The sequence below is a fragment of the Amycolatopsis bartoniae genome (assembly GCF_014191255.1).
Classification (GTDB): domain Bacteria; phylum Actinomycetota; class Actinomycetes; order Mycobacteriales; family Pseudonocardiaceae; genus Amycolatopsis_E; species Amycolatopsis_E bartoniae.
In genome coordinates this window covers 434,447-459,497 of the sequence record NZ_JACHWH010000001.1, presented here as the reverse complement: position 1 = coordinate 459,497, position 25,051 = coordinate 434,447, and the positions used below count along the sequence as shown (strand labels likewise).

The window sequence follows — 25,051 nt, the reverse complement described above, 5'->3', positions numbered from 1 at the left end:
CCGTTCCCCGGACCTTCGCCGTCCGAAGCGCAAGCGACCAGGCGGTCCGTCGCCGTGGTCCGTCACAAGCACCACCAGCTCATCAGCGCTGCGGTGCACCCCGACTTGCACCAGCTCAGCCGAAGGGGCGGCGGTGCGCCCGAGTGGGGCGGTGGGTGCGGGCTGGATGCTGGACGCGGGGTTGGGCGGTGGCCCTAATTGGGCGCTGAGACTGGTGGTCTGTCGGGCCTCCGGTTAGCCGAGCCCGGTTGCCCCCGAGGCTGGGGTTGGCCGCTGAGCCCGTCGTCTATCGAGCGTCCGGGCCGGGCAAGCTCACTCGCACACCTGGGTTTGGGATCTTTCGTCAAGCTCGGTTGCCGCCGAGCCCTCTGAGCCGGGTCCACCGAGCCGGGTCTCGGCCTGGCTTGCGCACCGGGGCCGCACGGTCACGTCCTGGCTCGTGCCCCCGCCAACCGCGCCGACGGCACGAGCGCGCGCAACACCGCGTAGACGACACCTGACGCGACCAGTCCCACGTAGTACGCGAGGTCCGCCCCGTGGGCCGCCGCCGCGACCGGGCCGGTGAAGACGCTCGTGTTCATGAACGGCACCGCGGCGGCGCATCCGACCAGGAACGCCACCAGCGCCGGCCACCCCGCCTGGGGCTCGGCCGCGTCGGCGAGCACGTCGAAACGCCGACCGCGACGAGTGCGGCTCCACCAATCGATCGCCACGACCCCGACGAACGGCGGAATCCAGTACCCGATCACCAGCAGCACGTCCTCGAACTTCGAAGCCAGGTCGCCACTGTGCATCCACAGGATCAGCGCGAACGCGATCACCGTGACGACCACAGCCGAAACCGGTCGCCGCAGCCGGACGCCCACTGTCTGCAACGCGAGCGAACCGCTGTAGTCGTTCATCGCGTTCGAGGACACCGCCGTCAGCGCGATGACCAGCAGTGCGATCCCGCCGAGCACACCACCGCCGAGCAACGAGCTGATGCCCGCGGTCGTCTGGTCGGTCAGGGTCTGCCCGGCCGCCAGCCCCAGGGCCTCGCCCCAGGCGAACGACAGTGTGACCCCGAGCAGGGTGTAGACGAACGCCCGTGGCCGAGAGGTGGTCGGCGGCAGGTACCGGCTGAAATCCGACGCATAGCTCGCCCAGGAGATGGCCAGGCTCAACGCGATCGTGCTGAACGACAGGAATGCACCGACGAGGTCCCCTCCGGAGACGGTGTCGCTCATGGCCACGGTGTGCCCGCCGAGCAGCTTCACCGTGAGAACGACGAAGAACACCGCGATGACCGCCGTCATCACCGCCTGCACGCGGTGAATCACCTCGTAGCCCAGCACCCCGACCGCGCACTGCAGAAGCAGCACGATCGCCACGGCCAGCCAGAACGGTATGCCCAGCAGCTGCGAGAGCGCATCTCCGCCGAACAACCCGACGAGCGCGTCCCAGGCGATCGAGTTGAACCACTGCACGAGCCCCGGCAGGACGACGGTCTTGCGGAACGGCAGCCGCGCGAGCGGAAGTTGCGCGGTACCGGTCATCGGACCCCAGGTCGCCAGGTACGCGACGGGGAGCGCCCCGAGGACGGTGCCGACGAGTAACGCAACCAGCCCTGTCCCGAAGCCGAGCCCGAGTGCCGCACCGAGCGTCCCGGAGAACACCGCGGTCATGGTGAGGTTGGGGGCGAAGAACACCGTGAGCAGTCGCACGGGGCGACCGAACCGATTACGGACCGGCACCGGCGTGATTCCGTGTGACTCGACCACGAGGTCACCGGCCCGGGCGGGCATCCGGCCGCCGAACACATCCGCTGTCAGCGCTGTCCTGTCCATGGACATCACCGTCTCACAGAATCCATACCTCCTTTCTGTCCTGTCGACCACACCCTCCGCTCAAATCCGTATGAACGGTCCCGTCCGTCTGGTAGGTCTTGACGAATGACGCTACGGCCGAGCACATCCCACTGGGGAGCCTTCTCCGCCGAAATGGCTCCGGACGGCAGGCTGCGAGTCGCTGCTCACCCGGAAGACCCGTCACCCTCTCCTCTCCTGGGTAATTTCGCCGACACTCTTCGCCACCCCACCCGCGTCGCAGCGCCGGCGATCCGGCGAGGTTGGCTCGAACGGGGGCCGGGCTCCGACCCAGGACGTGGTGATGAGGAGTTCGTCGAAGTCAGCTGGGATGAGGCGCTGGACCTCCTCGCAAGCGAGCTTCGTCGAGTCCGTGACCTCCACGGCAACGAAGCCATCTTCGGCGGTTCCTACGGCTGGGGCAGCGCCGGCCGGTTCCATCACGTGCAGAGTCAACTGCATCGTTTTCTCAATGCTTTCGGGGGCTTCACCTCCAGTCGCAACACCTACAGCCATGGCACCAGCGCCATCGTGCTTACTTATATCGTCGGTAGTTCTGCGACTCTGCTTCAACGCGGTTCCAGCTGGCCCACGATCGTCGCGAACACCGAACTGCTCGTGGCTTTCGGTGGCCTGCCCGAGAAGAACGTCTTCGTCACGCCCGGCGGGGTGACTCGGCATCACACCCCAGGCTTCCTCGGCGAATTAGGCCGCCGTGGCGTCGAAGTCGCGCTTGTAAGCCCACTCCGGGACGATGTTCCCGCCGACGTCGGTGCCCACTGGTATCCGATCCGTCCTGCCACCGATACCGCCTTGATGCTGGCCCTGGCGCACACCCTGATATCGGAAGGCCTGCACGACAAGGCTTTCCTGGACCGGTACTGCGTCGGCTATGACGAGTTCGAACGGTACCTCCTTGGTCTCGACGATGGTGTGCCAAAGGATGCTGTCTGGGCAAGCACGATCACTGAGGTGTCCGCCGCGGACATCGTCGCCCTGGCTCGACGCATGGCCACGTCCCGCACCTTCATCACCGTCACCTGGTCCCTCCAGCGAATTGAACACGGCGAACAGCCGGTGTGGGCAGGCATCGCCCTCGCGGCGATGCTCGGTCAGATCGGCCTCCCCGGTGGCGGGTTCGGCCATGGCTACGGATCGATGGGTGACACCGGAGACATCGGCCCCGAGTTGCGGGCGCCCAAGCTTCCCCAGGACAGCAACCCGGTGCAGGAGTTCATTCCTGTCGCCCGAATCGCGAACATGCTGCTCAATCCAGGAACCCGTTACGACTACGATGGAACAGTCCGTACTTATCCTGATATTCACCTCGTTTACTGGGCCGGCGGTAATCCTTTCCATCACCACCAGGACCTCAATCGGCTGCGTACCGCATTCACCAAGCCGGACACCGTCGTCGTTCACGAGCCGTACTGGACAGCAACAGCCCGACACGCGGACTTCGTCTTACCGACAACCGTGCCTCTCGAGCGTGAGGACTTCGGATCAGGCCGTCGTGACACTCACCTCATCGCAATGCACCAAGTGGTGGAGCCCTTCGGCCAGGCTCGTGACGACTACGCAATCCTGGCGGAACTCGCGACCAGGCTCGGTATCGAGGAACGCTTCACCGAAGGCCGATCGCCCAGGGCCTGGCTGGAGCATCTCTACGAGTCATGGCGGAAGGACCTGCTGGACAAGGGAATCCCTGTTCCTTCCTTTGTGGACTTCTGGTCTCACGGCCAGTACGAACTTCCCGCCGGTGACGTCGAGAGAACTGTCTTCGCTGATTTTCGCCATGACCCTGTGGCTCACCGTCTGCCGACGCCGAGCGGCAAGATCGAGATTACGTCCCAGCGCGTGAAGTCGTTCGGATACGAGGACTGCCCCGGGCACCCCGCGTGGTTGGAGCCTTCGGAGTGGCTGGGTGGGCCTCGTGCCGAGAGCTTTCCCCTCCAGCTCATCGCGAACCAACCACGCACCCGGTTGCACAGCCAATTGGACGGCGGTGCGGTGAGCCAGGCGGGCAAGGTGGCCGGGCGGGAGGCCGTCCGGATACATCCCGAGGATGCGCGCACTCGCAGCATCGGGAATGGTGACGTCGTTCGGATCTTCAACGATCGGGGCGCCTGCCTCGCCGGCGCGGTGGTGACGCCGGATCTTCGACGCGGTGTCGTACAGCTCCCGACGGGAGCCTGGTTCGATCCTGCTGGATCCCTGTGCCTGCACGGAAATCCCAACGTGCTGACTGCGGACCTACCGTCGTCGTCACTGTCGCAAGGGTGCACCGGACAGCACGTACTGGTCGAGATCGAGCGGTACGACGGCACGCCTCCGCCCGTCACCATCGGCCAACCGCCACACATAGCGCGCGACAGAGCCCGGACCAGCGACGTCCCGATGCGGGACAACAGCTGATGGCACAAGGAAAACACAGCGACTCCAACGGGTTTCGGGGGAAGGCTTCGAGACTGTCAAGCGGCAGACGCCGCGACACGCATAGGTAGACAATAGCGCACTATCGAAAGTCCGTTCGACACACTTTTGGGTGCTCTACTCCTGACAGGTCGGAAAAGATCTGTCTTTTGGCAGATAGTGTTCGGCGTGCATCTGGGGCAAGCTCGGAGCAGAACCGATCGACCAAACAGGAGTGAAGATGTGGACACCGTGGCCGCGCACACGTCGCAGCAGCAGGCATTCGCCGAGGTCTGGCGCTGGTTCCTCAGGAAGGCCGGGGAGCCACGGCTTCGGCGATTCAGGTTCGGCCTGCCGCTCCTCGCCGTTGTCGCACTCGCCGGGCTCCCCCGGGTGCCTTGTCATTCGCCGGATCCGCCGTAGTGGCAGGTATAGCCGCTATGGCGAGTTTGGTTGGCCGGCGGCGCAACCCGGCGGTGCTCCCTTGGGCAGCCGCTGCCGCGGCGTCGGTATCTGTCCTCACCACGCTGACAGGCTCAGCGGCCGCTGTTCACTACGTTCTGGCGTGGTTGCTCGTCGAGACCGCGTTCATGCTGCTCCTGCTAGTGCGGGTGGGCCGATCGCGATCAGCCCGATGGGCGGTCAGCGGTCCGGCGCTAGTGGCCGTGATCGTCGTGTCGACGCTTCGGGTGACGGTGTCGGCCAGGGCTTCACCCATCGCGGCAGAGGTGGGTGGTCTTGGGTGTTGCTGGTTCATGCTCGCCGTCGGCGGTATGGCGGTCGGGTTGTACTTGCGTCACTTGGATGAACAACGTCAGTGGGCCGTCACTGCCGCTTGCCGTGAGCAGCGGGTGCGGCTGGCGGGCGAGGTGCATGACCGGGTCGGGCACGAGATCACCGGAATTGTTCTCGAAGCGCAGGCCACTCGTCTCGGGGCCAAGCGCCAACCCGCGCCAAGCGCCAAGCCGCACCCACCGCCCCACCCGCGTCCAGCGCTCAACTCGCGCGCCCAGCTCCCCGGACCCGAGACGCCCGAAGGCGCCGCGCGAACCCCCACTTCCCGATCTGACCTACCTTGACCGAACCTGGACCTGACCGGCACCGTGACGTCGCGGCAGGTGACCCGAGGCGGCCGCGGCGGAAGGGATCCAACTGGTAGCCCACACCGCCACCACCCGCACCCCGGTCCGTTGAGCAACCACGACACCGGCACCGATCACGGATTCGGCCCGGTGGCGATAGGCCGATCCGGGTGGTTCGACCACTGCGACCACGAGCCCGGATACAACGCCGCCTTTATGCCGGCCACGGCGAGGGCCGCCACTTCGTGGGCGGCCGTGACGCCCGAGCCGCAGTAGACGCCTACCGGGGTGTCCGCCGCGCCTAGGGAGGTGAAGCGCTCGGTGAGTTCCTCCGGGGAGCGGAACCGTCCGTCCGGGGTGAGGTTGTCGGCCGTCGGGGCGCTCACCGCGCCGGGGATGTGGCCCGCGCGTGGGTCCACCGGCTCCTGTTCGCCGCGGTAGCGCTCGCCCGCTCGCGCGTCCAGCAGGACGCCGTCGAACGTGGCTGCCTCGTCCATGTCCAGCACCGGCATGGCACCGGGCTTGAGGACCACGTCTCCCTGCTCCCGGGTGCGGCCAGGGCCCGTCTCCTGGGGACGGCCGCCCCACGCGGCGAGACCGCCGTCCAGTAGGCGGACGTCCTCGACGCCCGCCCAGCGCAGGAGCCACCACGCGCGGGCGGCCGCGAGGTTGCCGCTGTTGTCGTACGCCACCACGCGGCTGCCCTCGCTGATACCCCACCGCCGGGCTGCCGCCTGCAGGGCTTCCACGTCCGGCAACGGGTGACGGCCCTCGGTCGGCACCGCGGGCGCGGCGAGCTCGGTGTCGAGGTCGACGTAGACCGCCCCGGGAAGATGTCCGTCCAGGTAGTGCTGGTGCCCGTGCGGGTCGCCGAGCGCCCACCGCACGTCCAGCAACACCGGCGGGTCCGCGGACTCCAGCTCCCGCGCCAGCTCGTCCGCCGCCACCAACACCGGCGGCACCACCGACGGCAGCTCGCTGATGTCGGCCGTGCCCGGTCGCTCACCTCGCGCGGCCGCCAAACCCAGACGGCGCTGCACCGCTTCATTAAGCGGCGTGGGCACCCCGTGCAGCCGACCCAGCAGCACGATCTCGCCGTTCAAAAAATCACCCTCGACCGACCGGCCCCGCGCGAGGCTCTGCGACGTCGAACTGCCCACCCGAGGCCGGCCGGGCGTCTCCACCACCTGCACGAGTGACACCGGCACCTCGGACTCCGCCACGAGATCCGCCGCCGGGATCCCCGCCGCCCTGAGCACTCGGCGGGCCTCCGCCTCAAGGCGTTCCGACACCCGGCGGTTCGGCCCGTACAGGGCCTCGACGGCGTTGCCCAGGTTCGCCAGCAACTTGCCCGCCTTCCAGCGCAGCAGATCCGGCACCACCTGCACCCCGAAGTCCGCCGTCCGGAAGTCTTCGGCGATCCGCGCCAACCGGGCGTCTTCGCCGGCCGGGTACTGGCCCAGCCACAGGATGCCCGGCTTCTCCCCGCCGTCGGCGCTCACCTCGCCGGGCCGCACGTACGTCGCCGGCTGCCACAGCGCCGCGCCGAACACCGTCCGGAACCGGCGCAGCGCCGCGCGCTCGTTCTCCAGACCGTTCTGCAGGCACACAACCGGCAGCTCGGCCGCGACGCCCCCGCCGGCCGGCCGCCACGACCACTCCTGCAGGACGGCCTCCGTGTCCTGGGTCTTGGTCGCGAGGACCAGCACGTCGTCCGACTCCAACTGGACCTCGTCGGCGCTGCCCGCGACCGGCACCCGCACCAACTGCTCGCCGCTCGGCCGGAAGTACCGCAGCCCACGCTCGCGGATGGCGGCACCGTGCTCGCCGCGGGCGATGAGCAGAACCGGAATGTCGGCGAGGTGCAGCTGCGCCGCGACGGTCGACCCGATCGCCCCGGCTCCGATGACGATGTATCGCATACCCCCATCCCACCACCGGACGGCACTTCCACGCCAAGCCGTCCGGCGAAAGCAGCCGCAACAAGATCGTGACTCCCGAATGTCAACCTTTCGGGGGAATATGGCGTCTCATTCGGTGACAGGAACCGCGAGTCCGAGGGGGACCCACGTGCGAGTGAACAAGATTTGGCTGGCCGTCACCGGCACGGCTGCCGCCGCCGCGCTCGTCGCGTGCTCCGGCGGCACCACGACCGCTGTGCAGCCCCTCGCCGCGGCGGGCACGCCGACGTCCACCAGCACCCCGGCGCCAACCACCACCACGACCACGGCACCTCCGCCGTCGACCACGACCACCACCGCGCCGCCGAGCACGTCGAAGTCGACGACCACCACGAAGAAGCCCACGTCGACGCCCAAGAAGACCACCCAGCCCGCCGCGAACCCCAGCGTGCCGTGCAGCATCACCGAGGGCGCCTGCGTCGACATCTCCGCCAAGAAGGCGTGGCTGCTCAGCGGTGGCAAGGTGATCTACGGCCCGGTCTCGATCACCACCGGCCGCAAGGGCTACCCGACCCCGACGGGCACCTTCCACGTGCTCTACAAGGAGAAGATGCACCTCAGCAAGGAGTTCGACGACGCTCCGATGCCGAACTCCGTCTTCTTCTACCCCGGCGACGCCTTCCACCAGGGCAGCCTCTCCGCCCCGTCGCACGGCTGCGTACACCTGTCGAGCGCCTCGTCGCTGAAGTTCTTCAGCACCCTCAGCGTCGGCGACCCCGTGCAGGTCGTGCCGTAACCCGGCCTAGCCCTCCGCCGGCTCCAGCTCCGCACGCAGCTCCGCCAGCAGCTCGCTCCGGCTCCCGGCGCCGAGCCGCTGGCGCATGCGCGCCATGTGGTGCTCGACCGTCTTCGCCGAGATGAACAGCCGGTCGCCGATCTGCTTGTACGTCATCCCGGCCAGCACCAGCTCCGCCACCTGCCGCTCGCGGTCGCTCAGCCGCGCCGGGCCCGGGGTCACCGCCGGGTCGCGGCCCTGCAGCACCCGCGCGCAGTCGAGCAGCGTGACCATCACCTTGCGGTCCGACGTGCGGATCGCCGCCTGGCCCGCCAGCCGCGCGCCGTCCCAGCACAGGCCGACGTCGTGCAGGCCGCGGGCGGCCGCCTCCACCGCGATGGGGTCGACCTCGCCGCCCAGCACCTTCAGCCAGCACTCCGCCGCCCGCGACATCGCCGCGAAGTACGGGCCCGTGCCCGCTCCCTCGGCCAGCGCCGCCGCATGCTCCGCAGCTTCGCCCGGCTGCTCGTCCAGGATCGCCGCGTGCAGGCCGCTCCAGTGCAACGCCGTCGCCCACAGCGGCGGGTCGCCGAGCGCCGCCAGCAACTGCCGCGCCTGCCGCAGGTGCGGGGCAAGCCGGTCGCGCTCGCCCAGCCGCGCGGCCGCGACTTCGAACTCCCCGAACGGCAGGAACGTGAACAGGTCCACCGGATGCCGGACGACCGCTTCCCGTGCCTGCCCCCAGATGCGGCGCAGCGTCGCGAGATCGCTCGCCCGCCGCGCCAGGCCGACGCGCAGGCCCACCGCGAACAGCCAGTCCCGCGGCGACAGGCCGTCGCCCGCATCGCGCAGGCGCGTCACCGCGGTTTCCTCGTCGCCGCGCACCATCGAGATCCACGCCAGCAGCAACCGGTGCCGCGCGACCAGCGCGCCCGCCTCGATGGCGCGTTCCAGCAGCGGCTCCGCGATCGCCGCCTCGCCGCTGTGCAGCGCCACGAGCGCCCCGAGCGCCGCCGGGCTGTCGGGCAGCAACAGCTTGCCGGACACGGGTTCCAGCATCTCCGCTGCTCTGACCAAAGTGGACAGTGCCACGGCGGGTTGTTCCGTCACGGACTCGACGATTCCGCGCGCCGCCCCCGTCACCGCGCCGGACAGCAGCGTCGGCGGACCCGTGCCACTGCATTCGTCCAGCGCGCGCTCGGCGTCGGCGAGCCGTCCCGTGCCGACCAGTGCGATCGCGCCGAAACACCGCGCGTCCCCGGTACCGGCCCATTGGAACAGCTCCGCGCTGCGGGCGAGCTGCCCGCGGTGCGCCAGCGCCGTTCCGGCCACGTGCGCGCCTTCCGCCCTGGCCCCCGGGTCCTCGGCCGCGATCAGCTCGTCGGCCAGCCGCAAGGCCATGTCGAAGTCTCCGGCGCGCGCCACGGCCTCAGCCCAGCGCGCGCCCACCTGCCGCCCGGCCTTCGCCGCCGCCTCGTACAGCTTCGCCGCCAGCTCCGGTTCCGCCTCGTCCGCGGCCGCCTCGAACGCGGCGCCGATCTCCGGACCGGTCAGGCCCGCCTCCAGCAGCGGGCGGACGAGCGGCAGCACCGGGCCGCCGCGCTCCAGCTGCCGCTGCACGAGCTGCCTGCGCAACGCGACCTGCCGGGTCTGCGGAACCAGCTCGCGCAACGCCCGCGCGGCGATCGGCAGGAGCCGCCCGTCCGGGGACAGCAGCCCCGTCGCGTGCGCCGCCTCGATCACCGGACCGGACTGGTCACCGCCCGCGCCGGCCTCCGCCGCCACCAGGTACCGCACGACGTCCTCGCCCGCGTGGTCGAGCTCGTGCCGCAGCAGGTTCAGCTCGGTCGCCGCTCGCACCAGGCCCGGCACCCCGCCGGTCTGCGTGTGCACGAACTCGGCCTGCTCACGCGATCCCGTGCTTTCGAGGAACGTCGCCGTACGCGCGACGTCGAAGGGGCGCAACACGATCTGCCCGCGCAACCGCGCGAGCACCTGGTTCAGCACCACCCGCCGCGGGTGCGGCCGGGTCGCGATGACGATCTCCGCCTGCTCGTCCTCGAGGTACCGCAGCAGCTCGCCCAGCTCCGCGTCGCCGAGCAGGTGGGCGTCGTCGACCAGGCGGAGACCGGGACGGGCGAGGCGTTCGAGCACGGTCGTCTTGCCGTAGCCGCCGGGTGCGACGATCGCGAGCCGGACCGGCGTGAGCTCGCCGGCCGCGACGGCCGCGCACACGCGCTCGGTGGGCTCGTCCAGCAGGATCACTCGTCGTCCTCGTCTCGGCTGCTGCGCCGGTTCGGCACGAACCGGCGACGCGGTGGTTCGAGCGGGGTCACCACGACCGGCGGTCGTGGTGGGGTGGGTTCGGAATCGTAGACCTCGTCCGCGTCGAGCTCGGGATAGCCCGGCACCACCGGCACGAGCGCGGTGGACTCGGGCGGTGCCTCGGCGGGCGGGCGGGCGGCCAGCGCCGCCCCGCGGCACGCCGCCGTCTCGGGCCCGGGGTCGACGACCACGCGGCAGTCCAGCAGTTCCTCGGCGAGCCTGCCCACCAGCGGGATCCGGGCCATGCCACCGGCCAGCAGCACCGCGGATGCCTCCTCGTACCGGCGCACGGGGGTCAACGCGACGGTCAGCAACGGCTGGACCAGCCGCTCGAACTCGACGCGCGTGAGACGGCCCGGCAGGTCGACCTCGGTGACGGTGGACAGCCGCTCCTTCACCTCGACGCACGCCGCTCGCAGCTGCGCCGGCTCCCCGCCGAACCGGGACACGGCGTGCTCGACCAGCACGTCGTCGATCGGGGGCGCGGGTTGCTCGTCGTGCGCGACCAGCTCGAACGTCGCCGCCGCGCGCCGCAGCAACGCGGTGTCGACGTGCTCCCCGCCGAGCCGGCACACCGCGAGGAGGCTGCCGACCTCGACGCGTTCGCGCACCAGCAGGGCCTCCGCCGCCGCGGCCGGGCCGGGCAGCAGCAGCACTCCGGGCAGCCCGGCCTCGACGAGCGCGTCGTGCAGGAGGCGGCGGCGGTGCGCGCCCCAGCCGGGTGGGTGGGTCACGGCGATGCGGTCCGCCTCCTCGCCTTCGAGCTCGGCGACCTGGTCGGCCACCCAGCCGACGACGACCGCGGCGAGCGACTCCGGCCGGTACAGCTCGTCGCCCAGCAGCATGGGGACCTCGTCGCCGACCCGGCGGACGAAACCACGCGCGATCCGCTCGGGCTCGGCCGCGGCCGCGTGACGGGCTTCGGGGCCCGCGACGACCGTCGCGTCCGCCGCGACGTGCAGGACCGATTCGAGCGAGCACACGACCTCGGGCTCACCCCAGATTTCTCCCGCGCGGCGGCATACCGCCGCCTTGATCCGGGTACTACCGAGATCGATACCGAGGACGTAACGCATTCGAGTGCTTCCTCCTAGGAGTCGTCCTTTCGTACCAAAGGCTTCCGTTGGGGTCTCATCCCCTAACCCCCTAACCCGCTCGTGTGGCCGTGCCCCGAACGGGACCAGGAATGTTCCCCGATGGCAGGACCTGCGGGAATGCCTAGATTGGGTCGAGTTGTTCGGCCGGTGCCGAGCGCCCTCATGACCGATTCCTAGATCCCGGAGACCTCGTTGTCCCACCCCGCCCAGACGCTGCACGACTTCGTGCTCACCCTGCTGACCGACGACAGTGCCCGGTCGGCGTTCTCCACCGACCCCACGGCCGCGCTGGAGCGCGCCGGGCTCGGTGACGTGACCCCGCAGGACATCCAGGAAGTCGCCCCGCTCGTCGCCGACTACGCCCCGGTTCCCGCCGCGGACGCGCTCCAGTCCGTCATCTCGTCGCTGCCCACCGGCAACACCGAGGGCCTGCAGGGTGCGATCGCGCAGCTGTCCGCCGTCGCCGACGCCGCGAACGCGCTGCCCGAGCTGGCCCCGGAACAGCGCGGACTGCCGCTGTCGGCGCCGACGGTCTCCGGCCTGCCGGTCACGCTGCCCGCGGTGGGCGACGGCCTGCCCACGCTGCCCGAGCTCGGCGGCGAGGGCGAGCGCTCGCTCCCGGTGTCCGCGCCCGAGCTGTCCGGCCTCCCGGTCGCGCTGCCCGACCTCGGCGACGGTCTCCCCGCGCTGCCCGCGCTGGGCGACGGCCTCCCGGCGCTGCCGAACCTCGGCGACGGGCTCCCCGCCCTCGGCGAGGGGCTGCCCGCGCTCGGCGAGGGGCTGCCCGCGCTGCCGAACCTGGGCGAGGGCCTGCCCGCCGCCCCCGAGCTCGGCACCACGCTGCCGCTGGGCACGCCGGACCTCTCCCACGGCATGCCGCTGATCGGTGACCTGCCGCTGAACGAGCTGCCCGTGAGCGGGCTCGCGCACGAGGCGACGAAGTTCGACGGCCTGCCCGTCGACACCGACGAGATCGACGGCCTGAACACCCCCTCGGTGAACGGCGTGCCGGTGTCGGCGCCGCAGCTGGACCTGCCGGGCGTCGGCACCGTCCAGACGGCCACCAGCAGCACCACCGACGGCTTCGCCGGCAGCGCCGCGTACGCCGGTGAGCAGGGCGCGGCCGCCGCGGGCGCCACCGCCGCCCGTGACGGCGTCGGCCTCGCCGGTGCCGCCGACTCGCAGTTCGGCACCGTCGCGGGCAGCGGCGCCGCCGGCACCGACGCCGTCGCGGGCGGCCTCGAGAGCGAGGGCCCGCTCGGCGCCTACTCGGTCGTCGCCGACGGCATCCCCGCCGGCGTCCCGAGCTTCGACTCGGTCGGCGACCTCGGCCGCAGCCTCGACGAGGACGCGCTGGCCAAGAGCGCCCCGGCCGCGGGCACCCTCGCCGACTACGTCTCCTCGGGCGGCCAGCTGGTCGGCGAGCACGTCGCCGGTGGCACCTCGACCCTCGGCGGTTACCTGACCGGTGTCGACGGCACCGTCGGCCAGGCCGTGACCGCCACCGGCGCCGAGGCTTCGACCCAGGTGACCAACGGCGCCGAGAGCCTCTCCACGCAGGCCCCGCACCTGCCCGTGGAGACCCCGGCGCTGCCCGCGCCCGCGCTGCCCACCGAGGTCCCGTCGCACCTGCCTGCCGACCTGCCGGTGCACGTGTCCGCCGAGCTGCCGCAGTCGCTGCCGCACCTGCCGGTGGCGAACCCGCTGCCGCAGGCGGGCGACCTGGAGCACGCGATCTCCTCGCAGCCGCTGAGCGACTCCGTGGACGTGTCGCACAACCCGGTGAGCGACGCGACGCACGTCCTCGACCACTCCGTGCTGTCCGAGGCCCCTGGTCTCGGCGGCCTCACTGACGACCTGCCTTTCGGCCACTGACCGCGCCCAGTGTGGCGAGTGGTGTTCTCGCCAGTGCCCTCCCAACGGGGTGAGAACACCGTTCGCCGGTCGTATCGACGGCGGGGGTTCGTCTTCGGACGGACCCCCGCCGTTTCCATTTCGTGACCGGACAGGGCACACTTCTGGCCGTGATGGCACTGCCCTGGCTCGAAGTGCTGGACGACACCGTCCGCGTGTGCGCCGCTCACCGGCGCCCGGATCTCGTGGAGCGGCTGAGCACGCGCAGATCCCGGCTACTGGATCCGAAGCTGCGTGTCGTCGTCATCGGCGAGTCCGGGCAGGGCAAGAGCCAGCTGATCAACGCGCTGCTCAACGCCCCGGTCTGCGCGGTCGGCGACGACCGCACCACCGCCGTGCCCGCCGTGATCGAGCACGCCGAGACCCCCACCGCGACCGTCGTGACCGGCGGGCCGAGGGCGATCGAGGGACCGGCCCACGCCGCCGTCGCCGTCGACTCGGTGACCGCCGAGGCCAACCGCGAGGCCCGTTCCGCGTCCGGCGCCCCCGTGGTGCGCACGGAGATCGGCCTGCCCCGCGCACTGCTCGCCGGCGGGCTGGCCCTGGTCGACACACCCGCCCCGGCCGCGCTGGACACGGTGCAGGACATGGCGGCGGACGCGGTGCTGATGGCCACCGACGCCACCAGTGACCTGTCCGCGGCGGAGCTGCGCCTGCTCGAACAGGTCGCCCGGCTGTGCCCCACGATCATCGTGGCCTTGACCAAGATCGACCTGGTCCCCGGCTGGCGTGCCGTCGTCGAACGCACCCGCGCCCGCCTCGAAGAGGACGGCCTGCTCGCCACGGTCATGCCCGTGTCGGCGACGCTGCGGCTCGCGGCCGCGCGCACCGGTGACAAGGCGCTCAACGAGGAGTCCGGTTTCGCGGACCTGATCCGCTTCCTGCGCCAGGACCTGCTCGGCCAGGCGGACCTGCTCGCCCGGCGCTCCGTGGCAGCGCTGACCGCGCTGACGGTCGAGTCGCTGCAGGGGCCGCTACTGGAGGAGTTCGCCGCCACCCAGCAGGCCGGTGGTGGGGAGGCGGTCGCGCGCTGGCACAACGAGGGCCGGCGGCTGGAACGGCTGCAGCGGGACGCCGCCCGCTGGCAGACGCTGCTGTCGGACGAGGTCTCGGACCTGCTGTCGGACGTCGAGTTCGACCTGCGCGATCGGACGCGCCGGATCCTGGTCGAGGTCGACGAGTACTTCGACGCCGCCGACCCGGCCCGCACGTGGTCGGAGTTCGAGGAGTGGCTGCGCGAGAACCTCACGACGGTCGCCGAGACGAACTCGGAGTGGTTGCTCGACCGGTTCGAGTGGATCGCCCGCAAGCTGGCGCGGCAGCTCGCGCCGCACCGGCCGGACGCGGTGCCAGACTCGCTGCCGCGCGAGGTGCCGGCCGACGCGGTGGGCGACCTGCGCATGCCGCGGGTGGAGCGGTTCGGCGTCGGCCAGAAGCTGTTCGTCGGCATGCGCGGCTCCTACAGCGGATTGCTCATGTTCGGCCTGGCGACGACGATCGCGGGCCTGCCGCTGATCAACCCGATCTCGCTCGGCGCGGGCGCGGCGTTCGGCGCGAAGAGCGTGCTGGAGGAGCGCGGGAACCGGCTCAAGCGGCGGCAGGCCGCGGCGAAGACCGCCGCGCACCGGTACGTCGACGACTTCTTCCTGACCTACGGCAAGCACAGCAAGGACACCGCGCGCCAGATCCACCGCGCGCTGCGGGACAGGCTGTCGGGCGTGGCGGACGAGCTGCGGGCGGAGATCACGGAGTCCGCGAAGTCGATCAAGCACGTCATCGACACGGACACCGCGCAACGCACGGCCAGGGCCCACGAGATCCGCCGCAGCATCGACGAGCTGGCGCTGCTGCGGCAGCGGGCGCAGTCCCTCGGTGGGTTCCGGCCGCGCCCGGCGCCGCGGGGGCTCACGGCGTGAACCTGGCCGCCCGCACCCGGATCCTGCTCGAACAGGCCCTCGACGCGTACCAGGACAGCCCACGCGCGGCGGCCTGGCTGGGCAAGCACCTCGACCGGTTCTCCGACCCGTTGCGGCTGGCCGTCGTCGGCGGCCCGCAGGCGGGCAAGTCGACGATGGTGAGCGCGATCGCCGGGCAGGAGCTGCACGGTCAGGGCGACGGGATGCGGTGGTTCCGCGCGGCGCCGAGCCGTTCGCAGGAGGAGCTGACGCTCATCGACACCCCCGCCATCGACGCCGACGCCACGCCGCAGACGATCGAGGGCATCTGCGCGGAGGCGGACGCGGTGCTGTACCTGGTGCGGCATCCGCAGAACGCCGACCTGGGCTTCCTGCACACCCTCCAGGACCACCCGATCGCGCGAGCGTCCGCGGTGAACTCCGTCGTCGTGCTGTCGCGCGCCGACGAGCTCGGCGGCGGGCGCGTGGACGCGCTGATCTCCGCGCGCCAGATCGCCCGGCGCTACCGCCGGGAGCCGGAGCTGCGGGGGTTGTGCCAGGACGTGGTGCCGGTCGCCGGGCTGCTCGCGGCGGGCGGACGGACCCTGCGTGAGGTCGAGTTCGACGCCCTGCTCGAACTGGCCCGCATTCCGCGTGCGGAGCTGGACGCGCACCTGCTGTCCGCCGACCGGTTCATCGCCGCGACGGGACAGCCGGGCGCGGTGTTGCTGAGCCGGTTCGGGATGTTCGGGGTGCGGCTCGCGGTCACGCTCATCCGGCGTGGCGCCCAGACGCTGCCCGCGCTGGCGGCGCAGCTCGTGCCCCGCAGCGGGCTCGCCGAGCTGCGCGACACGATCGACCAGTACTTCACCGAGCGGCAGGACGTGCTGAAGGCGCGGTCCGCACTGCTGGGGCTGGAGGTGGTGCTGCGGATGGAACCGCGCCCGGCCGCGGCCGGGCTAGCGGCGGGGCTGGAGCGCATTCTGGCCGGGGCGCACGACTTCCGGGAACTGCGGTTGGTGGCCGCGTTGCGCACCGGCCGGGTCACGCTGCCGCCGGAGCTGAACGCGGAAGCGCTGCGACTGGTGGGCGGCAACGGAATCGGGATCGAGGAGCGGCTGGGCACGCAGGGTGCGGGCCTGCAGCGGGCGGTGTTCGACACGATCCGGCGGTGGCGGGCGCTGGCGGAGACCCCGGCCTTCGGCGTCGGAGAGCGGCGCGCCGCGGCAGTGGTGATCCGCAGTTGCGAGGCGATGGCGGCCGGGGCTCTTTGAGTCGCGCGGCAACCCCGTGGTCACCGCGCGCGGTCTCAGTCCTGGCTGGGCTTGAAGTACACGGTGCCGCCGCCGGTGGGCATGCGGCGGAAGAACTCCACCGGGGTCACGGGCCTGCCGTAGGGCCGGCCGAGGGGAACGATCGCGGTGTTCTCACCGGGCCGGGCCTGTTGCTGCGCGGGCCCACCGGAGGGGGTGCCGGGTCTGCGAGGAGGCTCCCACTGGGCTGCCATCGCTCTCCTTAAACGATTCGGGATTCGGTCCGAAGAGGACACTACTACCGTGCCCACCACGTCCCACCCCCGGCCTTTTCCGGCGGCGGAGCGCGAACCCGGTGCGACTTTTGGTGACGGATTTCCGCAACCGGCCAGCCCGAATCCCGAGTTCCCTCGAACGTGTCAATCCGGCATCGGCACGCGGTGCACGAGCGCGGACTCGACCAGATGGGCGAGCGCGGCGGCCTGGGCCGGCCGCAGCGCGTCGGCCGATACCGGCTCGTTTTCCAGCCACTGCACGACTTCTGCGGCTTCCCGATCGAGCCAGTGCAGTTGGGGCGGGGTGCCGGGACGCGCCAGCAGCACTCGTCCCGTGGTCGCGGTGCGGGCCAGGCGCACCAGCGGATCGAGCACGTAACGGCCTTCGGGCGCGTTTCCCGGGAGGATTTGCGGTCGGTCGACTTCCTCGCGCAAAAATGTGCGCAGGAACCACCGGGCGTCGTATTCGAGCGCGTCCTCGGCACCGAGCAGCCAGTGCCCGATTTCCGTTTCCCGGTCGCGGGCGTCGAGCAGCAGCGAGTTTTCCCCCAGCAACGCGGTTTCGCCGCGACGCCGAACTTCCTCGCCGAACTGCGCCAGGCACGCGTAGGCGTGGAACGCGGCGATCACCTGCTCCACCGGCCAGCTCGCGCCGGACCACGACGGGTGGAAGATCCGGTCGCGCGAGAGGTCCTCGGCGAGGAAGTCGTGCGTGATGGCCAGGTCGAAGAACTTCTGGTGCGCGCCTTCGTGCACCAGCGCCTCCGCCACGTCGTAGGCGCACGCCGGTTCGTCGACCAGGATCAGGCCGGGGAACAACCGGGAGGACGCGGACACCAGCCCGCGCGAGGTGTTCCGGTCGAGCACGACGAGCAACCCGGTGTGCGGCACGAGGTCGGCTGCCAGCCCGGGAACGACGTCGTACACCTTGGCGAGACCCGCTTCGACGACCGCCCGCGCCTGGCGGAAACGCTCGCCGTCCGCCTCGGTCAGCGCCCGGGGCGGCGGGCCGGAAATCCCGCTCTGCGCGTGCACGACGGCCAGCATCCGGGCGAGATGTTCCGGCGCACCGGAAGCGAGGGGCAAGGCGAACGTGCCCGCGGACAGGCGGATCACGGCATCCCCGGGCAGCTCTTCGGGGACGAATTCACCGCGGCCCGCAAGCGCTTCCCCGACACGGAAGCGGAACAGCGGATCGTCCAGCCGCTCGTCGGCGAGCGCGCACGGGGCGCCGGTGAACATTTCGACGGCCAGCCGGTAGAGGCTGCGGCGCTCGGCCAGCAGCGCGTCCACCGGCGCGAGCACCGCGTGCACGGCGGTGGCGTCCGGCCAGTCTGAGTTGGGATTCATGCTGCGGCTTCCACTAGGAGCGAGCCCCGACCCGCGACAAGGTACAGCTTTCTGGCGGGCCCGCACATCCGGGGACATGTCTGACAACAGACTGGACATGTCCCCGCCACGGTACTGTCAGGCACTTCCGCCCAGCAGGGTGACGATCTGCACCAGGCCGAGCACGGCCAGGGTCAGTCCCGCCGTCACGGTCATGACCAGTATTGTCCGCCAGCCGATCATCGCGACCGCCGTGGCGACCAGGAAGATGACCACAAGCAGGTTTTGCGAGCTCATCCAGAACACCTCCTCGGTTCCCGCCGAGCCAGGACCGAACCGGGGATCACCACTCCGGCCGACTCGGCAGTTCCAGGATCTCCATCCTGTCAGTTGTCTGTCAAGTTACAACTTGTTGCCAGACAACTTGCGTCCGCTGTCCGTCCAGGCTTACGATTACCGGAATGCTCGGGGACCACTGAGAGCTCGAGAAGGCTGACCATGGATGACGAGAGCTGGGCGCTCTCACCGGACACCCGCAAACCGCTGCCGGAGCTGATCGAGGACAAGCTCCGGCAGTTGATCGAGAGCGGCCGCTTCCAGGCCGGCGACCGGTTGCCCACCGAGCCCGAGCTCGCCCAGCGACTGGCGGTGGCTCGCAGTTCGCTGCGGACCGCGCTGCAACGCCTGCAGCTGCAAGGCATCGTCGAGGTGATGCGCGGACGCGGCTGGTACGTCCGGTCCACCCACGTCGGTGAGCGCGACGAAACCCCGCTCGTGCTCGACGGCCGGATCAGCGACTCTGACCTGCTGGAGGTCCGGATCGCGTTGGAGGCCACCGCGGCCAGCCTCGCCGCGGTGCGCGCGGACGACGGCGAGATCGACGAGATCGCGAAGCGCGCGAAGGACCACCAGACCGCGTCGTCGGACGACGTCGAGGAGCTGCTCCGCACCGACGAGGAATTCCACGCGGCCGTCGTGAAGGCGAGCCACAACGAGCTCCTCGAACAGCTGTACCGGTCGCTGGTGCCGAAGCTGCGTGGCTATCGCCGCAACAGTTACGGCACCGCGGAGCTGCACAACCGGTCGGCGACCGAGCACGACCAGGTGGCGTGGTTCCTCAAGCGGCGTGACGAGGGCGGCGCGCGGGTGTCGATGACCACGCACCTGCTCGGGTTGTACAACGACCTGGCGAATCGGAGCGATGTGCCGCCCGACGAGCGGGCCACGCTGAACACGTACAGCTACGACGAAGCCGACGAACCCCGCTGGCACAAGTCCTGAATCAACCGATCGGGCCTATCGCGTCCGTCCTCTCTCCACAGATCATGGATTCTCTCTACGGGGCGGAGAGGCAGTGGAGGCTGGGGACGGCAGCAGATCCGCCGGTTTCGCGCGCCCTGCCGTCCGGCGGGTGGCCGCCGGGTTCCTGCTCCTGGGTTCCGCTTCGCTGGTCGCGGTCGTGCTGTGGGATCCGGCGCGCGGCGTGGGCAGGGCGGTCCACCGGCTGCTGGAGCTGAGCTTCCCCGTCGCGTTGCTCGCCGGGGCCGCGCTGTACGGGTACGAGCTGTTCCTGCGGCGGTGGCTGGCGGCGGAGCTCGCCCACCTGGCCGGGCCGCGGATCGTCGAAGCGCTGCTGCCGCACCAGGTGATGGAGGCGTTGCTGGACTCGATCTACGGCGAGAACGACGCGAACCGCGACGTCATGACGGGCGTGCTGGGCGGCGCGGGACGGCGGCCGCTCGGCGGCGATCTCACGATCAGCACGCACACCGGCGTGCACATGGAGCTGCGCGGGGTCGACCGCGAGCTGTACTACCTGACGACTGCTGTCACGTACAGCTTCCGCAAGAACGTGCAGGTCGACCGGTTCATCGTGTTCGCGACGTGCAACGCGCTGCTGCGGGACTCGATCAGTTCCGGGTGCCAGCTGCCGTTGTTCGAGCTGTGGTTCGTGCCGGACAGCTCGTTGTTCCGCAGTTCGGTGGACGACATGCTGCCCTCGGTGCGGCTGGGCATCGAGTACCTCGACCTGGACGGCGGGCACCACAGCGCGTCGGCGAGCAAGCTGCGGTTGCGGGAGGTGAAGTACCAGCAGTGGGCGGACTACCTGTCGTTCTTCCGGGAGGACATGGGCCCGCTGCCGCGGCAGAACACCCACGATCACCTCGGTGACCTGCGGATCTTCGAGTGCGACCTGAGCGACATCGCGGCGGACGACCACACGGTCCGCGCCATCGAGCGCTTGTCGGTGCGGGTGAGCGCGCTGCAGCGCATCGACGACGGGATTTGTTACTGGCAGGCGCCGTACCCGTGTTACGTCGACCAGATCACCTTCGCCGCGAAGGAGCTCGACGTCGACGGCTCGACGGTGTTCGAGTTCAACCTGGCGCCCTTCACGTTCCGCTCGAACACCGCGACGACGCGCTGGCTGCGTGCGGAGGACCTGCCGGAGCTGGACGTGCGCTCATGGCTGCTGCCGGGTCACGGCGTGGCGCTGCTGTGGCGCCCGAGCCGGTCTTGACCCGGATTCGGTACCGCAGCACGGTTTCGCCACTCTCGAGCACGCCGCCGTGCCGCTCAGACGAGTAGGACTTCGGTCAGGCCTGTACCACGACGTTCGATGCTCCGGATCGCCATATCCGTACAAGCCGGGGACAAGCGCAGGAAGTTCAGCGCACAGCCGATTGCGGCGTCAACCGCAACCCCAAGCGGAAGCGGAGGGATTTGAACCCCCGGTGGGTTGCCCCACGCTCGCTTTCAAGGCGAGTGCATTCGGCCGCTCTGCCACGCTTCCCTGGGGTGCAGGGTAGCCCGTCACTCCGGCAGGTGGTTGAGGTGCTCGAACACCCGCGTGAACGCCTGGCCGATCACCACCTGCTCCTCCGGCGTGAGCAGGTCGATCAGGTGCTCCCGCACGCCCTCGACGTGCGTGGGTGCCGCCTTCTCCAGCAGTGCCCGGCCGGCCGGCGTGATCTCCGCGATGACCCCGCGCTTGTCCTCCGGGTCCGGGACGCGTCTCACGTGACCGTCGCTCTCCATGCGGCCCACCTGGTGCGACAGGCGGCTCTTCGTGGAGCCCAGCATCGTCGCCAGCTCGGTCATCCGCATCCGCTTGTCCTCCTGCGCGTCCAGGCACACGAGGACCTCGTAGTCCGTCAGGGAGACGTCGTGGGCTTCGCTCAGCTCGCGGTGCAGGCGGTGCCGCAGCTTCACCGTCGCCACGATGTAAGCCCGCCACGCCGCCGCCTCCCGTTCGGTCAGCCAGCGCACTTCACCCATGCCAGGGAACACTAGCGGGCGAAGCCGGAACCGCCCGGACGTGGGATGACGGATCGGTTGAGCGTGGCGCCGGAAAGGCGCATGCTGGAGATGTCGGAGGACGAGCTCCGCGACGTCGGCGCACTACCCGGGTGCACCTCGCGGGGCCCGCCGCCGAGGAAGGTCAGGTGGTTCAGTGGCGAGAAAACCCCAGCGGTTGACTGTCGGCTGCGCCCCCACGACCGGGATGCGATGACCCCACTCCGGTCGCGACGCGAGCGGCGACGGGTGTTCTCTTCGTGCGCTCCAACAGCACAACGGTGAGGATCTGGCCCCGCATCGGTGCGGTCTCCGCACACGCACCGGCGGCGCACGACTCACCGGCCCGGAAACCAGCCAACCGCCCCACAACAGGAACAACCTCGGTAAAGCCCGGGTGCGGCTCCTCCAACCGCCGCACCCGGGCCTTTTTCGGTTAAGCTGCCGCAATTATGAGGTTCGACGACAACGCTGAGCTGGACACTTCCGAGGTCTCCGACCTCCGCGGCGAAGGCGGCGGCATCGGCGGGCGCGTGGCGCTCGGCGGCGGCGGTCTCGGCGTGGTGGGCCTGATCATCTACTTCGTGCTCAGCCAGCTCGGCGGGATCAGCACCGGCGGCAGCAGCGGCAGCGTCGGGCTCGGCCAGCTCCAGTCCGGGCAGCAGATCACCAACAGCACCCTCGCCGACGAGTGCCACACCGGCGCCGACGCCAACCGCAACCACGACTGCGCCGTCGTCGCGTACATCAACTCGATCCAGGACTACTGGACCGACCAGTTCGCCCGCTCCGGCCAGACCTACCGCAAGGCCACCACGAACTTCTTCAGCGGCAGCGTCCGCACCGGCTGCGGCAGCGCCACCTCCGACACCGGCCCCTTCTACTGCCCCGCCGACGGCAAGGTCTACATCGACCTGTCGTTCTACCAGGAGCTGCAGAGCCGCTTCGGCGCCGAGGGCGGCCCCTTCGCCGAGGCCTACGTCCTCGCCCACGAGTACGGCCACCACGTGCAGGACCTCCTCGGCACCTCCGACCGCGTCGGCAGCGGCACCGGCCCCACCTCCGGCTCCGTCCGGCTCGAACTGCAGGCCGACTGCTACGCCGGCGTCTGGGGCAACCACGCCACCACCACCCCGTCCTCCAGCGGCCGCCCACTCATCACGGACATCACGCAGGACGACATCAACCGCGCGCTCGACACCGCCTCCCGCATCGGCGACGACTACATCCAGAAGAACCTCGGCAGCGGCAAGATCGACACCTCGCAGTTCACACACGGCACGTCCGCCCAGCGCGAGAAGTGGTTCAACACCGGCTTCACCACCGGCGACCCGGCGCGCTGCGACACGTTCGGCACAAGCAACCTCGGCTGAAGCCACCCCCGCTCCGCGATAGGGTCGGTGTATGCGAGCCATCACGATTCGTGAACCCGGCGGCCCCGAAGTGCTCGAGTGGACCGAGGTCCCGGACCCGGAACCGGGCCCGGGCGAGGTGGTCGTGGAGGTCGCCGCGAGTGCCGTGAACCGCGCGGACCTGTTGCAGCGGCAGGGTTTCTACCCGCCGCCGCCCGGCGCCAGCGAAATCCTCGGCCTCGAGTGCTCGGGCACGATCGCGGCGGTCGGCGAAGGCGTCGAGGACTGGCACTACGGCGACGAGGTGTGCGCGCTGCTCGCCGGCGGCGGTTACGCCGAGAAGGTCGTGGTGCCCGCCGTGCAGCTGCTGCCCGTGCCCGGCGAGGTCAGCCTCCTCACCTCCGCCGCGCTACCCGAGGTCGCGTGCACCGTGTGGTCGAACGTCGTGATGATCGGGCAGCTGACCGAGGGCGAGGTGCTGCTGGTCCACGGCGGTGCGGGCGGCATCGGCACGCACGCCATCCAGGTCGGCAAGGCGCTGGGCGCCACCGTCGCGGTCACCGCCGGTTCGGCCGAGCGGCTCGAACGCTGCCGCCAGCTCGGCGCGGACATCACGATCAACTACCGGGAACAGGACTTCGTCGAGGAGCTGAAGAAGGAGACCGGCGGCGCCGACGTCATCCTCGACAACATGGGCGCGTCCTACCTGGAGCGCAACATCGCCGCGGTGAAGCCGAACGGGCGGATCACGATCATCGGTTTCCAGGGCGGCACCAAGGCCGAGCTGAACCTGACCAAGCTGAGCGCCAAGCGGGCCTTCGTCTCCGCCACCACGCTGCGGGCACGGCCGGTGGAGGACAAGGGACGCATCGTCGCCGACGTGCGGAAGAACCTGTGGCCGCTGGTCGAGGACGGGTCGGTCCAGCCGATCGTCGGGCAGGCGATCCCGCTGTCCGAGGCCGCGAACGGGCACCGCGCGCTGGAAGAGGGCGGCGTGTTCGGAAAGGTGCTGCTGACCTCTCGCGCTTAGCGGAGCTCTTCGAGGACGCGGACCAGCTGGTTGACCTCGAAGACGTTGGAGTAGTGGGCCAGGCCGATGCGGACCGCGCCGCCGACCTCGCCCACGCCCAGCGCCGCGAACACCCCGCTGGTCCCCTCGTCCGCGAACGCGCACAGGCCCTGCGACGCCAGGTAGTCCGCGACCTCCGGCGCCTTCTTGCCCGCGACGGCGAACGCCAGCGCGGGGATCCGGCGCATCGCGTCGCCGATCAGCATCACGTGCGGCAGCGACCGCAGCTCGCTGGTCAGCTGCGCGAGCAGTCCCGCGTGGTACGACTTCGCCGACCCGAGCGAGGTCACCAGGCGTTCGCGGCGGGAGCCGGTGGCGGCGTCGTCCAGGCCCGCGAGGTAGTCGATCGACGCGATGAGGCCCGCGAGCAGCGGGTACGCGTGCGGCCCCAGTTCGAGCCGGCCCGGGCCGCGCACCTCCGGGTCCAGCGACGCCGTCGGCAGCCGCTCGATCATCTCGGGGTCGCGGAACGCCAGCGCGCCCACCGCCGGACCACCCCACGACTGCGCGGACACGACGATCACGTCCGCGCCCAGCTCCGGCAGGTCGAGCGGCAGGAACGGCGCGGCGTACGTCGCGTCCACCACCACCATCGCGCCGACGCGCTTGGCGAACTCCACGACCGTCGGCACGTCCGGCCGCGTGCCGACCGAACCCGACGCCGCGGTGATCGCGACCGCCTTGGTGTGGGCGTTGACCAGACCCTCGTACTGCCACGCCGGCAGCTCGCACGTCTCGATGTCGATCTCGCTCCAGCGCACGATCGCGCCGACGCGCTTCGCCGCGCGCTGCCACGGCACCAGGTTCGCCTGCTCGTCGAGCCGCGACACCACGACCTCGTCGCCCAACGTCCAGCGTTCGCTCATCGAGTCGACCAGGCGGCGCAGCAGGACGGCAGCGCTCGGCCCGAGCACGACCCCGGCCGGGTCGGTGCCGACGAGGTCCGCGACCGCGCGCCGCGCGGCAGTCACTATGCTCTCCGCACGCTGGGACGCCGGAAACGCGCCCCCTGGCACCGAAACCGGGGCGCGCATCGCCGTCGACACGGCCGAGGCCACCTGTTCGGGTACCAGCATTCCGGCAGGGCCGTCGAAGTGGATCCAGCCGTCACCCAGCGCGGGGAACAACCCACGAATTCGAGCGACGTCGAACGCCATGGAGACACCGTACGGAGGGGTAATTTCGCTGCGCGTCCGGGGTTGGACTATGGGACACCTGACCGCGGTAATCC

Annotated in this window: 19 protein-coding genes and 1 tRNA gene; 10 read left to right on the top strand and 10 right to left on the bottom strand. The window is 70.6% G+C overall.

Annotation, left to right across the window (positions count from 1 at the left end):
• Positions 1-425: 425 nt before the first annotated feature.
• Positions 426-1,826: a purine-cytosine permease family protein gene (locus tag FHX82_RS02310; RefSeq protein ID WP_145936033.1), complete on the bottom strand. Its 1,401-nt coding sequence runs from the start codon at positions 1,824-1,826 to the stop codon at positions 426-428.
• Positions 1,827-1,931: 105 nt separating this feature from the next.
• Between FHX82_RS02310 and FHX82_RS02305 the strand changes: the two genes are divergently transcribed.
• Together FHX82_RS02305 and FHX82_RS37945 are read left to right on the top strand one after the other, a co-directional pair.
• Positions 1,932-4,259 (top strand): molybdopterin-dependent oxidoreductase, encoded by a 2,328-nt coding sequence (locus FHX82_RS02305; RefSeq protein WP_145936034.1) that lies wholly within the window; start codon positions 1,932-1,934, stop codon positions 4,257-4,259.
• A 437-nt stretch (positions 4,260-4,696) separates the two neighbouring features.
• Positions 4,697-5,335: a histidine kinase gene (locus FHX82_RS37945; RefSeq protein WP_145936035.1), complete on the top strand. Its 639-nt coding sequence runs from the start codon at positions 4,697-4,699 to the stop codon at positions 5,333-5,335.
• Positions 5,336-5,472: 137 nt separating this feature from the next.
• Here FHX82_RS37945 and FHX82_RS37590 read toward each other — a convergent pair whose 3' ends face one another.
• Complete coding sequence (locus tag FHX82_RS37590) at positions 5,473-7,260, bottom strand: rhodanese-like domain-containing protein (protein WP_145936036.1); 1,788 nt, start codon at positions 7,258-7,260, stop codon at positions 5,473-5,475.
• Positions 7,261-7,414: 154 nt separating this feature from the next.
• Between FHX82_RS37590 and FHX82_RS02290 the strand changes: the two genes are divergently transcribed.
• On the top strand, positions 7,415-8,035 hold the full coding sequence (locus tag FHX82_RS02290; protein WP_229880811.1) for a L,D-transpeptidase: 621 nt from the start codon (positions 7,415-7,417) through the stop codon (positions 8,033-8,035).
• A gap of 6 nt (positions 8,036-8,041) precedes the next feature.
• Here the strand turns inward: FHX82_RS02290 and FHX82_RS02285 are convergent, their stop codons facing one another.
• Both FHX82_RS02285 and FHX82_RS02280 read right to left on the bottom strand, forming a co-directional pair.
• The gene (locus FHX82_RS02285) at positions 8,042-10,279 is read right to left on the bottom strand and encodes a helix-turn-helix domain-containing protein (protein ID WP_145936038.1); all 2,238 of its coding nucleotides are present in this window, start codon (positions 10,277-10,279) and stop codon (positions 8,042-8,044) included.
• Positions 10,276-11,415, bottom strand: coding sequence for an Hsp70 family protein (locus FHX82_RS02280; protein WP_145936039.1), 1,140 nt, complete (start codon positions 11,413-11,415; stop codon positions 10,276-10,278). Before FHX82_RS02280 ends, FHX82_RS02285 begins: the two co-directional genes overlap by 4 nt.
• Positions 11,416-11,628: 213 nt before the next feature.
• Here FHX82_RS02280 and FHX82_RS02275 point away from each other — a divergent pair, with 213 nt between their 5' ends.
• From FHX82_RS02275 to FHX82_RS02265, 3 genes are all read left to right on the top strand, one after another.
• Entirely contained in the window at positions 11,629-13,311 is a 1,683-nt protein-coding gene (locus tag FHX82_RS02275) for an IniB N-terminal domain-containing protein (RefSeq protein WP_145936040.1), read from the top strand.
• A 149-nt stretch (positions 13,312-13,460) separates the two neighbouring features.
• On the top strand, positions 13,461-15,266 hold the full coding sequence (locus FHX82_RS02270; protein ID WP_145936041.1) for a dynamin family protein: 1,806 nt from the start codon (positions 13,461-13,463) through the stop codon (positions 15,264-15,266).
• On the top strand, positions 15,263-16,519 hold the full coding sequence (locus FHX82_RS02265) for a GTPase family protein (protein WP_145936042.1): 1,257 nt from the start codon (positions 15,263-15,265) through the stop codon (positions 16,517-16,519). The genes FHX82_RS02270 and FHX82_RS02265 overlap by 4 nt, the downstream gene beginning before the upstream one ends.
• Before the next feature lie 35 nt (positions 16,520-16,554).
• Here the strand turns inward: FHX82_RS02265 and FHX82_RS02260 are convergent, their stop codons facing one another.
• The 3 genes from FHX82_RS02260 to FHX82_RS02250 all read right to left on the bottom strand — a co-directional run bounded on the left by FHX82_RS02260 (position 16,555) and on the right by FHX82_RS02250 (position 18,399).
• Positions 16,555-16,752, bottom strand: coding sequence for a hypothetical protein (locus FHX82_RS02260; protein WP_145936043.1), 198 nt, complete (start codon positions 16,750-16,752; stop codon positions 16,555-16,557).
• Positions 16,753-16,917: 165 nt separating this feature from the next.
• The gene (locus FHX82_RS02255) at positions 16,918-18,123 is read right to left on the bottom strand and encodes an aKG-HExxH-type peptide beta-hydroxylase (RefSeq protein ID WP_183176431.1); all 1,206 of its coding nucleotides are present in this window, start codon (positions 18,121-18,123) and stop codon (positions 16,918-16,920) included.
• A gap of 117 nt (positions 18,124-18,240) precedes the next feature.
• Positions 18,241-18,399, bottom strand: a complete 159-nt coding sequence (locus FHX82_RS02250) for a hypothetical protein (protein WP_183176430.1) — start codon at positions 18,397-18,399, stop codon at positions 18,241-18,243.
• 201 nt (positions 18,400-18,600) lie between these two features.
• On the opposite strand from FHX82_RS02250, the gene FHX82_RS02245 reads away from it, so the two are divergent.
• Entirely contained in the window at positions 18,601-19,383 is a 783-nt protein-coding gene (locus FHX82_RS02245; protein WP_145936045.1) for a FadR/GntR family transcriptional regulator, read from the top strand.
• Positions 19,384-19,456: 73 nt separating this feature from the next.
• On the top strand, positions 19,457-20,623 hold the full coding sequence (locus FHX82_RS02240) for a hypothetical protein (RefSeq protein ID WP_229880809.1): 1,167 nt from the start codon (positions 19,457-19,459) through the stop codon (positions 20,621-20,623).
• Positions 20,624-20,811: 188 nt separating this feature from the next.
• On the opposite strand, the gene FHX82_RS02235 is transcribed toward FHX82_RS02240, so the two are convergent.
• Both FHX82_RS02235 and FHX82_RS02230 read right to left on the bottom strand, forming a co-directional pair.
• A tRNA-Ser gene (locus FHX82_RS02235) sits at positions 20,812-20,896 on the bottom strand.
• Between the two features lie 20 nt (positions 20,897-20,916).
• Positions 20,917-21,381 carry a MarR family winged helix-turn-helix transcriptional regulator gene (locus FHX82_RS02230; protein ID WP_145936046.1) on the bottom strand — a complete coding sequence of 155 codons (465 nt, stop codon included), beginning with the start codon at positions 21,379-21,381 and terminating at the stop codon, positions 20,917-20,919.
• A 470-nt stretch (positions 21,382-21,851) separates the two neighbouring features.
• On the opposite strand from FHX82_RS02230, the gene ypfJ reads away from it, so the two are divergent.
• Positions 21,852-22,772: a KPN_02809 family neutral zinc metallopeptidase gene (ypfJ, locus tag FHX82_RS02225; protein WP_145936047.1), complete on the top strand. Its 921-nt coding sequence runs from the start codon at positions 21,852-21,854 to the stop codon at positions 22,770-22,772.
• Between the two features lie 31 nt (positions 22,773-22,803).
• Positions 22,804-23,781 (top strand): NAD(P)H-quinone oxidoreductase, encoded by a 978-nt coding sequence (locus FHX82_RS02220; RefSeq protein ID WP_145936048.1) that lies wholly within the window; start codon positions 22,804-22,806, stop codon positions 23,779-23,781.
• Here FHX82_RS02220 and FHX82_RS02215 read toward each other — a convergent pair.
• On the bottom strand, positions 23,778-24,977 hold the full coding sequence (locus FHX82_RS02215) for a cysteine desulfurase-like protein (RefSeq protein WP_145936049.1): 1,200 nt from the start codon (positions 24,975-24,977) through the stop codon (positions 23,778-23,780). The genes FHX82_RS02220 and FHX82_RS02215 overlap by 4 nt on opposite strands.
• Between the last annotated feature and the right edge of the window lie 74 nt (positions 24,978-25,051).